The sequence below is a fragment of the Vibrio maritimus genome (genome assembly GCF_021441885.1).
Taxonomy (GTDB): domain Bacteria; phylum Pseudomonadota; class Gammaproteobacteria; order Enterobacterales; family Vibrionaceae; genus Vibrio; species Vibrio maritimus_B.
Genome location: NZ_CP090438.1, coordinates 2855495 through 2870281 on the forward strand (window position 1 = coordinate 2855495; position 14787 = coordinate 2870281).

The following is a 14787-nucleotide window of genomic DNA, read 5'->3' on the forward strand; positions in this document are numbered from 1 at the left end:
TTACAAGCTAAAACGGATCAAAAGTTCAATAACTTAAAATGTATTAAAAAGTTGTGAACATCGGTATTTATTAATAGGCAGATGTGTTTATTTTTTGTGCAAAAATAAAACTCACTTCGAGTCACCACTCAAAATTAGATCCTTTGTCTCAGGCATTTTCATTAACTCTTCAACCCTGTGCCCAGAATTTTTCACTCATTTAAAAGATCACAAAAGTCATAAATGCCAAACCCATCCACCAAGCAGATAGCCACCCTACCCACACATAAGAGAGGTGAATAACAATACATAAACCACATAAATAGCCGAAGCTGATCCGTTATTACTGGAAAAGTCACCACGCTTGTATGACAATGAGCCTCACATTAGTCGGGGGGCATTTATGCTGAGATCACCATAGTGGTGAGACCCGTTGAACCTGATTCAGTTAGCACTGGCGTAGGGAACTGATAGACAATGCAAAAAGACTCACTACCCAAGGTGTCTTTGGCAGGGCTATGGCTGTTCCTTCGCAGAAAAGGAGCATTTATGGTCACAGCATCGCAACACACCCCAATCGTATTAACCATTGCCGGCTCAGATTCTGGCGGTGGTGCTGGTATTCAAGCGGATATTAAAGCGATTTCAGCCACAGGTTCTTACGCCTGCTCAGTCATTACAGCGCTTACCGCTCAAAACACTCAAGGCGTAACAGGCATACTTGGCATTGACCCAGACTTCGTCAAAGCACAGCTTGATGCAGTTTTTAGCGACTTGAACGTTGTCGCTGTCAAAATCGGCATGCTGGCAGATGCCAATATCATTGGCGCTGTCGCCGAAAAACTTCGAGAATACCAACCACAATACATCGTTCTTGATCCGGTCATGGTTGCCACCAGCGGAGACCTTCTTCTTGAAAGTAGCGCCATTGATGCACTCAAAACACAACTGCTACCATTAGCGACCGTGATTACTCCTAACCTGCCAGAGGGCGCAGCACTATTAGGTTGTGATGTCCCACAATCTCAACAGGATATGGAAGCTCTGATCGACGCACTACGTGCTTTGGACACCCCTGCTATTTTGCTAAAAGGTGGGCACTTAGAGTCTGAGCAAAACAGTAATGATCTGTTGATTACTAATAGCGATGTTCAGTTCTTTAATACCACTCGGATCGCGACAAATAATACCCATGGAACGGGCTGTACCTTAAGCTCAGCGATAGCGTCCTTCCTAGCAAAGGGCAACGAACTGAGTGACGCAGTAAAACTGGGTAAAGATTATATTACCCAAGCGATAGCGCATGCTGATGAACTTAAGATCGGTAAAGGTCACGGCCCCGTCCACCACTTCTACGCCCTTAATAAAGGCGCCTAAGGCCAATGACGCCAATTCGTATTCAAGGAGCGACCCTAAGGTATTTGGGCGATAGCAGCGCAATATTCTCAGGGTTAGAAGTGACATTTGAACCGGCTACATGGACGGCTATTCTTGGTCCAAGTGGCTGTGGAAAATCGACGTTGCTACGCTACATAGCCGGGTTGCTCACTGATAAGGTCGAATTTTCAGCAACGGAGTTTTCCCCACCACTTGATGTGCTAGCCGGCCAGGTGGCCTACATGGCGCAGCAAGATCTGCTGATGCCATGGCTATCCGTGCTCGATAATGTGTGCCTAGCCTCTCGCTTAAATGGCAAGAAAGTGGACGCGCGGACTCTTCAAAAAGCACTGTCACTGCTGGAGAAAGTGGGGCTAGCGGATAAAGCCGCTTCAAACCCCAATGATCTATCTGGTGGTCAAAGGCAACGTGTCGCATTAGCTCGCACCTTAATGCAAGATAAGTCCGTCGTGTTGATGGATGAGCCTTTTTCAGCGCTCGATGCCGTCACGCGCTACAAGCTACAAGCGCTCGCAGCTAACCTGCTCAAAGACAAAACTGTGCTGCTGATTACCCATGATCCGCAAGAGGCGCTTCGTTTGGGTGAGCAGATCCTAGTCATGAATGGTAAGCCCGCGCGACTGCACAGCATTACTCCACCAAAGCAAGGAATACCTCGTGATATAGACGGCGAGTTCGCGGCTATTCAACAATCCATACTCGAGCACTTAGCTGGGAGTCACACAGAAAAACTCGATGTCGCTGAACGTCAAGGAGGCTCCCATGACGCCACTCGCTGAGGTTGCGAATCGAAGCCAAAAACAAGCGTCAAAGCAAGGTTTAAGCGCCATGATGCGCGTGATCATTAGCTTGCTGATTATCTTGGCTATCTGGAAGAGCATTGTGGTTATTTTTGATATGCCAAGCTTTATCCTCCCTGCGCCAGAGGCGGTATTTATAAAGCTTTTCGAACGCCATGATGTGTTGCTCAAGCATACCTGGGTGACTAGCCAAGAGATATTACTGGGTCTGTTACTTGGACTGTCTATGGGGCTTTTCTTTGCTCTACAGATGCTGCTGTTTCAGCCAGTAAAACGCTGGCTACTGCCGATTCTTATTACTAGCCAAGCGATCCCTGTATTCGCGCTGGCACCCATTCTGATGCTTTGGTTAGGGTATGGCATTGCCTCCAAAGTTGTCATGGCTGCACTGATTATCTTTTTTCCGGTAACCACCTGCTGTTATGACGGATTGCGAAATACGCCGACGGGCTATTTAGATCTCTCACAAACAATGGGCGCAAATCGCTGGCGTCAGCTTTGGCATATCCGCTTGCCTGCATCCTTGCCTGTACTAGCATCGGGCATTCGTGTTGCTGTGGTGGTCGCACCGATTGGCGCCGTTGCCGGCGAATGGGTGGGGTCAAGTGAAGGGCTTGGCTACCTCATGCTGCAAACCAATGCTCGAATGCTCATCGATGAGATGTTTGCAGCCCTGTTTATTTTGGCGGCTGTATCTGTCTCTCTCTACTTCATTACAGATTGGGCGCTAAGACGCCTTATCCCATGGGAAAATAACTAAATTCAAAAGGAAAAAGTATGAAATCCACGACAACTAAAGTCATCGCAGCGCTGCTCACTGCTATGACGACATTCGCAGCAAGCGCCGCAGATAAGTCGATAACGCTGATGCTTGACTGGTTCGTGAACCCTAATCACGGCCCCATCGTCATTGCTCATGAGCGTGGCTACTTTGAAGAACAAGGGCTAGAAGTCAACATCCAAGAGCCTGCCGATCCGAGTACACCAGCTAAGCTGGTTGCAGCAGGCAAGGTGGACATGGCGGTTTCGTATCAAACCAGCCTAACGATTGATGTTGCGGCAGGTTTGCCTCTTATTCGCAGTGCAACGCTCATTGCTACCCCTTTGAACACCATGATGGTATTGGATAATGGCAAGATCAATTCCCTCGCGGATCTCAAAGGCAAAAAGATCGGTATCGCAATCGCAGGCAATGAAGAAGCGACCATAGGCACTATGCTTCAAACCGAAGGCGTCGCGTACAAAGATGTGCAAATCATCAACGTTGGCTGGGCACTGTCATCATCATTAGCGTCAGGTAAGGTTGATGCCATTTGGGGCGGTCTGCGTAACTTCGAAACAAACCAACTAGAGCTCGAGGGCTTCAAACCAAAGGCCTTCTTCCCTGAAGAGCATGGCGTTCCGACCTATGAAGAACTGGTTTTTGTTGCTAATGCAAAGAGTCATGACAAAGACGCTATCGCTAAATTCAACCGTGCTATCGAGAAAGCGACGACCTACATCGTCAATCACCCTCAAGAATCTTGGACTCAGTTTGTTGCTTACGCACCAGACACGCTAAACAACGAGCTTAACAAACGTGCATGGCGCGACACGCTAACACGATTTGCGCTGCGTCCATCTGCCATCGATGCTGCTAAGTATGATGCCTTCACAGACTTCATGTACCAGCACAAGATCATCTCGAGTAAACCAGCAGCAGAGACCATGGTACCTGTACTGTAGGAGCAATTATGAACCATCAAGACCTGATAAATGCTTGCCAAAGCGAATGGCAAGGCTATACCGAACATGAATTTGTGCAGCAACTTGCTAAAGGTGAGCTTGAGCAAAAAGCGTATTTGCATTATCTAAAGCAGGACTTTCTGTTTCTAAAGCAATATGCCCGCGCTTACGCCTTGGCGATCTATAAAGCCAAAACACTGACTCAAATGCGTGAGGCAGTACCTAGTGTGGCTGCCCTACTTGAGTCTGAGATCGGTCATCATGTCTCTTATTGCAGCCAGTGGGGCATTACTGAAGCTGATATGGAAGCGGAAACTGAAGACTTTGGTACCGTGGCGTATACCCGCTATGTACTCGATGCAGGCATGACTGGCGAGCTTGTTGACCTGTATGCGGCTTTGGCACCTTGCGCTATCGGCTATGCCGTGATCGGTAAAGCACTCATCGAGTCACCCACTACGGTATTAGAAGGCAACCCATATCGCAGCTGGATAGAGCTTTATGCCGGTGAGGATTTTCAATCAGGCGTTCAGGTGAGCATTGAGCGTTTGGACACCTTACTCAAAGACATTGAGCTCGACAGCCCGAGAGGCCAAGAACTCATACACGTGTTTAAAACAGCAACAAGAATGGAAATTGCCTTTTGGCAGCAAGGTCTTGATACAAAATAACGCGACGATGCCGACCTCTTGGTCGGCATTTTTTTCTCTCGTAACCGCTCATTTAACAAACAAAAATCACATCCTCAACCCGCATTTCGGATTTTGTGCCCAAAGTCACGCGTTAACACAATATTTACAACTGAGTTTAACATTAGCAACAAAGTTAGGTAGGATGTCGACTCGTGTTTGGTATGTTCAAACACCTCGCGCTCTCTTTCATCATGCTTTTCGTGCAAGCAAGGACGATTGATAAAGGATGAGCATCAACAAGTGATGTCGAACAATCAGACCATGAGTCGCTGAGCTTCGACCTCATCCCCAGCTTTACAGGGAAGAACTATGCAGTCTTTAGTTGATTTTTTAAACGGGATTATCTGGAGTCCCGCTCTTATTTATTTATGTCTTGGTGCAGGCCTTTTCTATTCCATTCTTACTCGATTTGTACAAGTCCGTCATTTCTTCGAAATGTGGCGTCTACTACTGTCGGGCAAGAGCTCTGAAAAAGGTATTTCATCGTTCCAGGCGCTTGCCGTTTCACTATCTGGCCGTGTTGGTACAGGTAACATTGCAGGTGTGGCTGCGGCTATCGGTTTCGGTGGTCCTGGCGCTGTTTTCTGGATGTGGATGGTTGCCTTCTTTGGTGCAGCGACGGCCTACATCGAATCGACACTCGCGCAAATCTATAAAGAAGAAGATCGTGGCGAGTTCCGTGGTGGTCCAGCTTACTACATTGAAAAAGCTATGGGTCAAAAGTGGTACGCGTGGATTTTTGCTATCGCGACTATCTTTGCGTGTGGTGTCCTACTTCCGGGTGTTCAATCGAACAGTATCGGTAACGCAGTAGAGACCGCATTTGGCTCTGGTGCGATGATTGACACAGCGATTGGTACTATCAGTTTTGCGAAAATTTTCACTGGCGCTGTTATCTCTATCATCCTAGCCTTCATCATCTTCGGTGGTGTTAAGCGTATTGCGCATTTCACACAGATCGTTGTTCCTTTCATGGCGCTTGCGTACATCATCATCGCATTTGTAATCATTCTTCTGAACATCGGTGAAGTGCCACGTATCGTAGGTATGATTCTCGGCGATGCTTTCACACCTATGGCAGGCTTTGGTGCCGCAATTGGTTGGGGTGTTAAGCGTGGTGTTTACTCAAACGAAGCAGGTCAAGGTACCGGCCCTCACGCAGCGGCAGCAGCGAATGTTGATCACCCTGCGCAGCAAGGTCTGGTTCAATCTTTCTCTATCTACATTGATACCCTGCTGGTTTGTTCTGCAACGGCGTTTATGATTCTTATCACTGGTGCGTACAACGTGCACGGTCCTGAGAGTACATTCCTAGTTCAAAACCTCGCTGAAACCGTTGGCGCTAATGGCCCTGCGTTCACACAGTTAGCAATTGAAAGTACTATGCCGGGTGTGGGTAAGTTGTTCATTGCATTTGCACTGTTCTTCTTCGCCTTTACCACTATTCTTGCTTACTACTACATTGCAGAAACCAATATTGCTTACATTCGTCGTACCTTTAAGGTAAATGGCCTAATGTTCCTACTGAAGCTGATTCTGATTACCTCGGTATTCTACGGTACGGTGAAAGCCGCAAACCTAGCTTGGGCAATGGGTGATGTTGGCGTAGGTCTCATGGCGTGGCTAAACATTGTTGGTATCTTGATTATCTTCTTCATTGCTAAACCAGCTATCGTGGCACTTAAAGACTACGAGAAGCAGCAAAAAGAAGGCGTTGAAGAGTATACGTTTAACCCTGTCGCACTTGGTATCAAGAATGCGGATTACTGGGAAGGTCGATACGAGCGCAAGACAGGTAAAAAGCCTGAAGCGGCTCAAGAGGCGGATTCTGGGTCGACTCAGACGCAGACGTCGTAATGAGCTGGCGATCGCTTTGGATGGTTCCCTGCCTGCGCAAGGATGACTGAAGTGACCAATAATTGTTTAAAAAAGAAAAAGGGGTAGCTTAGCTACCCCTTTTGTCATTCACTGTTCCCGAATGAATGAAACTTGAATTATGCCGCCACTTCTTGCGCAGAAGTTACTGGCGCTTTTTTCTCACCGATAGGCAAAATTGTGCGGCCGTACTCGTTATTCAGTACTTGAGCCATTGCGAAGTAAATCGCGCTAGCGCCACAGAAAATACCTTCGAAGCCAGCGATGGTACCGATCAGTTCACTGCCGAAGAAATCACGCGCAGCAAGCAAGAAGAACAGAATGGTCAATGAACCAAACACAACTTGCTTAGCCACTGGGTAGCAAAGTGAACCGATAAACATGAAACCAGTAAATACGCCCCAAAGCAGTAAGTACCAGCCCATAAACTTCGCCGGACTTGCTGGAAGACCCATGTAAGGCATAACAATAATGCCTACAAGCGTCAGCCAGAATAGACCGTACGAAGTGAAAGCCGTGGTGCCGAATGTGTCACCACGTTTAAAGCACATCATGCCAACAAACACTTGGCTTAGACCGCCATAGAAAATACCCATCGCTAGGATCATCGAATCAATCGGGAAGAAACCTGCGTTGTGGATGTTAAGTAGAATGGTCGTCATACCAAAACCCATAAGGCCAAGCGGCGCTGGGTTAGCGAGTTTGTTAGACATTGTCAAAGAGCCCTAAATTCAAAATTAGTTACAAAAATTGTAGGAAAATTTTAATTCAAAATGTAAATGTTGAGCAGACCCATTATTTGCAATCTAAGTTTTACCGATTGCATATTCGTATTCAGTCTTTTCCGACACGCGTAAAAAAAGCCGACATAACGTCGGCTTTTTACAATCTAACTTATCTTAAAGAGACTACGTATCGAGGGTTATTCCCACTCGATCGTCGCTGGTGGCTTACCAGAGATATCGTAAACAACGCGAGAGATACCGTCTACTTCGTTGATGATACGGTTAGAAACCTTACCTAGGAAGTCGTATGGTAGGTGCGCCCAGTGAGCGGTCATAAAGTCGATAGTCTCAACCGCACGCAGAGAAACAACCCAGTCGTACTTACGGCCATCGCCCATTACACCTACAGAGCGAACTGGTAGGAATACCGTGAACGCCTGAGATACTTTGTGATAAAGGTCTGCATTGTGCAGCTCTTCAATGAAGATAGCATCGGCACGACGCAGTAGATCACAGTACTCTTTCTTGATCTCGCCAAGAACACGAACACCTAGACCTGGACCTGGGAATGGGTGACGATAAAGCATATTGTATGGAAGACCTAGCTCTAGACCGATCTTACGTACTTCGTCTTTGAATAGCTCGCGAAGCGGCTCAACAAGACCCATTTCCATATCATCAGGAAGACCGCCCACGTTGTGGTGCGATTTGATGACGTGTGCTTTACCTGTTTTCGATGCTGCAGATTCAATAACGTCTGGGTAGATAGTACCCTGAGCTAGCCACTTCGCGTTTTCTAGCTTCTTCGACTCTTCGTCGAATACGTCTACGAATACGTGACCGATAGTCTTACGCTTCTCTTCTGGATCAGACTTGCCTTCAAGTGCTGCAAGGAAACGCTCTTCTGCATCTACCTTGATGATGTTTAGGCCGAACTTGTCGCCAAACATCTCCATCACTTGCTGGCCTTCGTTTAGACGAAGAAGACCGTTGTCTACGAATACACAGGTCAGCTTGTCGCCGATAGCGCGGTGAACAAGCATCGCTACCACTGATGAGTCAACACCGCCAGACAGACCAAGAATCACTTCATCGTCACCCACTTGCTCTTTAATGCGAGCAACCGCGTCTTCGATGATAGAACCTGGCGTCCATAGACGCTCACAGCCACAAGCACCAAGAACGAAGTTCTCTAGCATTTGCAGGCCTTGCTTGGTGTGCGTTACTTCTGGGTGGAACTGAACACCGTAGTATTTCTTCTCTTCGTTTGCCATTGCTGCGTACGGACAGGTATCCGTCTCACCAACTTTTACGAAGTCTGCTGGGATTTCAACAACTTTGTCGCCGTGGCTCATCCAAACATCTTGAGTTTCTTCAAGATCTTTAAAGATTGCAGAGTCACCAGATACTTTAACTTGTGCGTAGCCAAATTCACGCTCGTTAGAGCCCGCTACTTTACCGCCAAGCTGTTCAGCCATGGTCTGCATGCCGTAGCACACACCAAGAACTGGAACACCTGAATCAAATACGTACTGAGGAGCACGTGGAGAGTTGTCTTCCGTAACGCTTTCTGGACCACCAGATAGGATGATACCGTCTGGGTTGAATTCACGAATATCCGCTTCTTCTACGTCCCAGCTCCATAGTTCACAGTAAACACCGATTTCACGAACACGACGTGCTACTAGCTGTGTGTATTGAGAACCGAAGTCTAGAATCAGAATTCGTTGGTCATGAATATTTTTCGTCATTTTGGGCAATCTTATCAGCTAAGTGTTGAAAACGGAGGCGAGTTTACCCGCCTCTCATCTTTGCTTCAAGGAAAAAAAGCAAACGTTTACGTAGGATTTATTTCACTACGTTGTCGTTATTAACCTAAGTGGCTAATTAACCTGAGCGATTAATTAACCCAAACGGTAGTTAGGTGCTTCCTTGGTGATTTGAACGTCGTGTACGTGAGATTCGTTTAGACCCGCACCAGAGATGCGAACGAATTCTGCTTTAGTACGCATGTCTTCGATAGTTGCAGAGCCAGTTAGACCCATGCTTGAACGAAGACCACCCATTTGCTGGTGAACGATCTCTTTTAGGCGACCTTTGTAAGCGATACGACCTTCGATACCCTCTGGAACTAGCTTGTCAGCCGCGTTGTCAGATTGGAAGTAACGGTCAGAAGAGCCTTGAGACATTGCGCCAAGAGAACCCATGCCACGGTAAGCTTTGTATGAACGACCTTGGTAAAGGATAACTTCACCTGGTGCTTCTTCAGTACCAGCGAACATTGAGCCAACCATGACACAAGATGCGCCAGCTACGATCGCTTTACAGATATCACCTGAGAAACGGATACCGCCGTCAGCGATAACTGGGATGCCATACTCTTCAGCTGCCGCTGCCGCGTCTGAAATCGCTGTGATTTGAGGTACACCAACACCCGTTACGATACGAGTTGTACAGATTGAACCAGGGCCGATACCTACTTTAACTGCGCTTACGCCAGCTTCAATCAGTGCTTTAGCACCTGCAGCTGTCGCTACGTTGCCGCCAATGATATCGAGATCTGGGTATGCAGCGCGAGTTTCGCGGATACGGTTTAGAACACCTTCAGAGTGACCGTGTGAAGAGTCGATAAGTAGAACGTCAACACCAGCTTCAACAAGCGCTTTAACACGTTCTTCGTTGCCAGCGCCAGCACCAACCGCAGCACCAACGCGTAGACGACCTTGCGCATCTTTACATGCGTTAGGCTTACGTTCTGCTTTGTGGAAATCTTTTGCTGTGATCATACCGGTAAGTTGGAACTCGTCGTTTACAACCAGTACCTTCTCAACACGTGCGCGGTGCATCTCTTCTTGTACTTCTTCACGAGAAGCACCTTCTTTAACAGAGGCTAGGCGCTCTTTTGGCGTCATTACTGCTTCTACTTTCTTAGAAAGGTCAGTAACAAAGCGAACATCACGACCAGTGATGATGCCTACAAGCTCGTTGTTTTCAGCAACAACAGGGAAACCAGCGAAGCCGTGCTTATCAGTCAGCGCTACCACGTCAGCGATAGATGCATCTGGGCTAACTGTTACTGGGTTAGTCACCACACCTGCTTCAAAGATTTTAACTAGACGAACCTGCTCAGCTTGTTGCTCGATAGACATGTTCTTGTGGATAAAGCCAATGCCACCTTCTTGGGCTAGCGCGATCGCAAGACGCGCTTCTGTCACTGTGTCCATAGACGCAGAGATCATTGGAATATTCAGAGTGATATTCTTGGTCAGCCGAGTGCGAAGATCAGCTGTGTTTGGGAGAACGGTGGAGTGAGCTGGAACGAGTAGTACATCATCGAACGTCAGCGCTTCTTTGGCAATTCTTAGCATTTGCAATATCTCACAATAGAGGAGTTTAAGGGATAATCCGCCCTTATCGTTTCGCATAATAAGGTCATTTGGATTAGATATTGCGGTGGGATTATACGCCCGACGAAATCGCTTGGCTACACATTTTTCTATTTTTTATTTGCATTTACCCCCTTGATATGTATTATATTGCCGCTAATTTCCATACTCACGCCTTTGAGATTAGCTGTGTCCCTATCCCCGCGATCTACTTCTCATTCATCTTCTTCCAATCAGAACATTTACACGGTCTCTCGTCTGAATTCCGAAGTACGTTTGTTGCTAGAAAATGAAATGGGGATTGTCTGGTTAGTCGGTGAAATCTCTAACTTTTCCGCACCTGTATCCGGCCATTGGTACCTCACGCTAAAAGACTCTCGCGCTCAAGTTAAGTGCGCTATGTTTCGTGGTAATAATCGCCGAGTCACCTTTAAGCCAGCTAATGGCAATCAGGTATTGGTAAAGGCGCGTCTCTCGTTGTACGAGCCGCGTGGTGATTATCAGCTGATCATTGAATCAATGCAGCCCGAGGGCGATGGAAGACTGCAACAAGAGTTTGAGAAGCTTAAGATGTCACTTGCGGCTGAGGGCTTGTTCTCACAGTCTCTAAAGAAACCTCTCCCTTCTCACCCTAAACGCGTAGGTATCATCACCTCCAAAACTGGTGCCGCGCTTTTCGATATTCTCGATATCCTGAAAAGACGTGACCCATCACTGCCTGTCGTTATCTACCCGACAACGGTGCAAGGTGATGCGGCGGCGATTGAGATTGCGCAGGCAATTGGACGCGCCAACAGCCGTAACGAGTGTGATGTATTGATAGTGGGTCGAGGTGGCGGCTCGCTGGAAGATCTTTGGTGTTTTAACCATGAGATCGTGGCAAGAACCATCGCGGCAAGCCAGATTCCAATCATTAGTGCGGTCGGGCATGAAATCGACGTCACCATAGCGGACTACGTTGCCGACGTGCGAGCGCCAACACCGAGCGCTGCGGCTGAGCTTGTCAGTAATGACACCTCACATAAGCATGAATCGCTTAAAGGGCGTGAGCAAAGACTGCGTAATGTTATGCAGATCTATCTAGCGCAGCAAAAGCAGCACTTGTCAGTGCTAACACAAGCACTCAACAGCCATCATCCAAAGCACCAGTTGCAGAGGCAGAGCCAGCTTCTTGATGAGTTTGAGTTCCGTTTGAGCTCAGCAATTAAGCAGCGCCTATCTCAAGAGACACTGCGCCTTAGCAATAAACAACACAGGTTAATGGCACTCTCACCAGCTCGCCAGCTCGACCGACAAACCAATCGATTAGATCAGCTACAAGCCAGGCTTAATCAAGCCATGCAGAAACAGCTCGATAGCGCTAAGCATCAATTCGCCGTTACCGTAGGTAAGTTAGATACAGTCAGCCCACTGGCGACTTTGCAGCGCGGTTACTCTATTACTCAAGATGCGCGCGGACAGGTCATCACCGACGCTCAGAGTGTCGAAGTCGGCAGTGCGATCACCACCAAACTCGACAATGGCATTATCGAATCTCAGGTCACTAGCATAAAAGATCACAGCTAGACGACAGCTGCCATCTAGCTTCTATGCAAGGCTCTCAAAGACAAACTTAACGCGTGACTTAGACTTCAGTTCATTACAGCTATTACAAAAATAGCTCGCTGAGCCACACGCTTGAAGTTTCTCCAGCTCTGCTTCACAGTCAGGGCAAAAACCAATCTTTTTGAAATGGACTTGGCATTGCCCGCAGTGATACTGCCCATCCCATTCAAGCTCTGAGTGGCACTTAGGGCACTGGTTTTGTTGAGTCGTCATGACTTACCTATATTAGAAAGTGATAATATTAACTATCATACGACTTTCTTTTCTGGGTTCGCATTGATATCAATCAAGCTCGGAGAAGCACTACGTAGAGGTACTGCACGCTTATTTCGACGCTTAACCTTGTACATTTCGCTGTCTGCTTGGCGGATTAACTTATCCATTGGCAGATCTGAACAGCACTGTTTGGTCGCAAATCCGACGCTGACAGAGATATTGGTATCATTCAGTGTTACGGGTTTGTTCAGCTCATCGCTCAATGTTTGATAAAAAGCGACGGCGCCGTCTTCATCAGGGAAGCAGCAAAACGCCAAAAACTCATCACCGCCATAACGTCCAAGCACGGCTTGTTCAGGCAAAAGATGTTTAAGCTGCTCAGAAACAGCTACAAGTACTTTGTCACCAAAGCAGTGACCATATTCATCATTCACCTGCTTGAACTTGTCGATATCAACAAAAAAGCAGCCGAGAATATTTCCATCAAAGCAGTGACTCTGCTCAACTCTTTCCAATAAAGCACGTCTATTCAAGCAGTGAGTGAGCGGATCCATCTGGGCTTGAAAGGTAAGCTTATCCTCAAGAGCGTACTTCTCAAGCGCAACCGAATACACGGCAGACATGGATTCGAGTATCTCAATCTCAATCGCGAGCGGGGTAGAACACCTCTCGTCGTAGAGAGCGAATGTCCCTAAGCACTGCTCTTGAGTCGAGATGACAGGTACCGACCAGCAAGCTTTCACATTCGCAGAGGCGGCAAGCTCAAGAAATGGTGTCCAGTTGGCGTGTTTAGTTACATCGTCAACAATCACAGAGCGTTTCAAGTAGGCAGCAGCCCCACAAGATCCCACTCGCTCACCAATTTCTATCCCGTCAATAGCTTGGTTATACATAATAGGTAGCTTAGGGGCAGCTACCGTGAACAGGCAGTTTGTCGATTCATCCAACGATAAAATAGAAACTCGTTTTCTAGGAAATAGTCGCTCTGTAAGATCAACTATCCTTTCCACTAATTGGGTTTGGGGTAACCCTAGCGCGAGCTCTTTTAATAAATTATTCATGCCCTTATGGGCATCTATTAGCAAGTCTTTATTCATAGTTCGCGTCTTTTAATTTGCTACCATACGGCTCTAACTCTAAAGCTGTTGGCATTCTGTTTATTATGCGCTCGCGGCACATACTAACACAGGGCGCAAATAGATGAACTATTGACCAAAGGAATATTTGTACGTAATTTGAACCAGTACACCCTGGAACGACAAAAAACACGATCTTTTCTAGATCATCCCCAAAAGCTAGCTTGATCAGCGATCTGCTTAAAAAAGAACATTTATATAACCACATACCGAAAGCATAAGTTACATGTGCTGTTTTTCGATTTTTAGCAGATTTAAATACCACAAACGCCAAAATAAACCAGTCTAATTGAAATTTAATAAAAAGATCGTTTTTCTAATTATCGACTTACATGGGTGTGCATTTCGATATAATTGGCATCGATAGCTCGCAGTTCAACGTTTAATCGCTTCAGACTGCTTGTTGTTGTAACGTGCGTGCCACCACAAGGCATGACAACATCCATCCCGTCCAATCTACAATGCCAGTAACGAGAGCTGGTGAGGTAAGGACCTTCAAGCTGCATCTCTACTTTTGAACCCTCGCTAAGCCATAGATTAAGCTGTTGGTTGACCCTAGACTCTATCTCTTTAAGCTCTTCAAGTACCTGCGCAGTGTTAAGACCACGCTTTTTAAGCGTCTTACCTAAGCGATAGTTATCAAAGCAAGCATCCGGCGATACAAAGCTCTGCTCCTGTGCGTAGCTATTAAAATCATAGTGCCCTAGTCCATCTTTGCGATCGGCGTCTTTTCTCCAATACGCTTCAGCAAGAACCTTGTTGAGCGCCAAAGACGCTATATGACCAGCGCTGTGGCCACGGCTTAAGCTATCTTGATACTCCTTGTCTACCGACAGGTAGACGGTCTCACCTTCTGATAGTACGGCTTGTTTAGAAATGCGATGCACCACGACAAATACCCAGCCATCGGTATCTCGTTTTACTGGGATGGATTGCGCGACAAAGAGCTTTCCGGTTTCGAGCTCAACAGCACCAACTAAACAGTCTGTAACTGGATACGATTCAGTGTTTGTTGATAACGTTCCCCTGTCTGCTGGGTGATCAGGCCAGATATGGCTAACAGGATGGAATGGCGTGTCTTTCACCACCACATCACAATGTTCTTCATGATGGTTGACGAGTTGGATTTGGCTATCTAGTTGCCAAGTTTGATTGCAGAAGTGCACTTTACTAGCGGTGATCATCTGTTTTCCTTACATCATGTGTGCTTTACACCATAAAAAAGCGCCCTCTCATTGAGAGGGCGCTTT

General features: G+C 47.0%; 13 protein-coding genes and 1 riboswitch. Of the genes, 7 read left to right on the forward strand and 6 right to left on the reverse strand.

Going from position 1 to position 14787, the window contains the following annotated elements:
• The first annotated feature begins 360 nt into the window (after positions 1–360).
• Positions 361–462, forward strand: a riboswitch (TPP riboswitch).
• Between the two features lie 66 nt (positions 463–528).
• The 6 genes from thiD (at position 529) to LY387_RS13075 (ending at position 6451) form a co-directional block, all read left to right on the forward strand.
• Positions 529–1356, forward strand: a complete 828-nt coding sequence (thiD, locus tag LY387_RS13050; RefSeq protein WP_234496113.1) for a bifunctional hydroxymethylpyrimidine kinase/phosphomethylpyrimidine kinase — start codon at positions 529–531, stop codon at positions 1354–1356.
• 5 nt (positions 1357–1361) lie between these two features.
• Positions 1362–2156, forward strand: coding sequence for an ABC transporter ATP-binding protein (locus LY387_RS13055; protein WP_234494426.1), 795 nt, complete (start codon positions 1362–1364; stop codon positions 2154–2156).
• Positions 2140–2937, forward strand: coding sequence for an ABC transporter permease (locus tag LY387_RS13060; RefSeq protein ID WP_234494427.1), 798 nt, complete (start codon positions 2140–2142; stop codon positions 2935–2937). The genes LY387_RS13055 and LY387_RS13060 overlap by 17 nt, the downstream gene beginning before the upstream one ends.
• 17 nt (positions 2938–2954) lie before the next feature.
• Complete coding sequence (locus LY387_RS13065) at positions 2955–3902, forward strand: ABC transporter substrate-binding protein (RefSeq protein ID WP_128647901.1); 948 nt, start codon at positions 2955–2957, stop codon at positions 3900–3902.
• Positions 3903–3910: 8 nt separating this feature from the next.
• Positions 3911–4573 carry a thiaminase II gene (gene tenA, locus LY387_RS13070; protein ID WP_234494428.1) on the forward strand — a complete coding sequence of 221 codons (663 nt, stop codon included), beginning with the start codon at positions 3911–3913 and terminating at the stop codon, positions 4571–4573.
• A gap of 330 nt (positions 4574–4903) precedes the next feature.
• Positions 4904–6451 (forward strand): alanine/glycine:cation symporter family protein, encoded by a 1548-nt coding sequence (locus LY387_RS13075; protein ID WP_234494429.1) that lies wholly within the window; start codon positions 4904–4906, stop codon positions 6449–6451.
• Positions 6452–6588: 137 nt separating this feature from the next.
• Here LY387_RS13075 and LY387_RS13080 read toward each other — a convergent pair whose 3' ends face one another.
• The 3 genes from LY387_RS13080 to guaB all read right to left on the reverse strand — a co-directional run bounded on the left by LY387_RS13080 (position 6589) and on the right by guaB (position 10562).
• The gene (locus LY387_RS13080) at positions 6589–7182 is read right to left on the reverse strand and encodes an acetate uptake transporter (RefSeq protein WP_128647903.1); all 594 of its coding nucleotides are present in this window, start codon (positions 7180–7182) and stop codon (positions 6589–6591) included.
• A 209-nt stretch (positions 7183–7391) separates the two neighbouring features.
• Complete coding sequence (guaA, locus tag LY387_RS13085; RefSeq protein WP_234494430.1) at positions 7392–8945, reverse strand: glutamine-hydrolyzing GMP synthase; 1554 nt, start codon at positions 8943–8945, stop codon at positions 7392–7394.
• A gap of 153 nt (positions 8946–9098) precedes the next feature.
• Positions 9099–10562, reverse strand: coding sequence for an IMP dehydrogenase (gene guaB, locus LY387_RS13090; protein WP_234496115.1), 1464 nt, complete (start codon positions 10560–10562; stop codon positions 9099–9101).
• Positions 10563–10769: 207 nt separating this feature from the next.
• Here guaB and xseA point away from each other — a divergent pair, with 207 nt between their 5' ends.
• Entirely contained in the window at positions 10770–12146 is a 1377-nt protein-coding gene (xseA, locus tag LY387_RS13095) for an exodeoxyribonuclease VII large subunit (RefSeq protein WP_326491996.1), read from the forward strand.
• Positions 12147–12167: 21 nt separating this feature from the next.
• On the opposite strand, the gene LY387_RS13100 is transcribed toward xseA, so the two are convergent.
• The 3 genes from LY387_RS13100 to LY387_RS13110 all read right to left on the reverse strand — a co-directional run bounded on the left by LY387_RS13100 (position 12168) and on the right by LY387_RS13110 (position 14721).
• On the reverse strand, positions 12168–12398 hold the full coding sequence (locus tag LY387_RS13100; RefSeq protein WP_081936109.1) for a zinc ribbon domain-containing protein: 231 nt from the start codon (positions 12396–12398) through the stop codon (positions 12168–12170).
• Between the two features lie 35 nt (positions 12399–12433).
• Positions 12434–13498, reverse strand: coding sequence for a sensor domain-containing diguanylate cyclase (locus LY387_RS13105; protein ID WP_234494432.1), 1065 nt, complete (start codon positions 13496–13498; stop codon positions 12434–12436).
• Positions 13499–13857: 359 nt separating this feature from the next.
• Positions 13858–14721: an alanyl-tRNA editing protein gene (locus LY387_RS13110; protein ID WP_234494433.1), complete on the reverse strand. Its 864-nt coding sequence runs from the start codon at positions 14719–14721 to the stop codon at positions 13858–13860.
• Positions 14722–14787 lie beyond the last annotated feature (66 nt).